This window comes from Halohasta sp. A2, from assembly GCF_056175805.1.
Genome location: NZ_JAQFWV010000241.1, coordinates 1 through 356, shown reverse-complemented (window position 1 = coordinate 356; position 356 = coordinate 1). Strand labels below are relative to the sequence as shown.

1 pseudogene is annotated in these 356 nt (G+C 61.8%); it reads right to left on the bottom strand.

Features of this window, described 5'->3' with window-relative positions:
• Positions 1-92: 92 nt before the first annotated feature.
• A pseudogene (locus tag O2S87_RS18970) lies at positions 93-356 on the bottom strand (ISH3 family transposase); the annotation flags it as partial.

Genomic DNA, 356 nt, shown 5'->3' with positions numbered 1-356 from the left:
GAGTTCTACCGGCATCCAGTCGCTGTCGGCGGCGATCAGCCGCCGCCGCGACGGCGTTGCCACTCACCAACGCTGCCCTAATCCAAGGACAACTACCGGAAGAACCGGCTGTCAAGCGGTTGGTTCGCTGGAACAGATCGACGAACACCGAGTGCTGTCCAGGCAGCACGGAGCACCATCTCACAGAACTCTACGAACGACCACTCCAAGAGGCGGCGCCCCCCGCGGCGGGGCGCCGCCACGTACATCCAGTGGAGATAGCGCCAGACGTTCTGTAACAGCAGGCTCACGACAAACAGCAACAGCCGTAATCCGGCATCACGAGAGCTCGTGAGAGCGAGGCTTTTCCTAGCCAA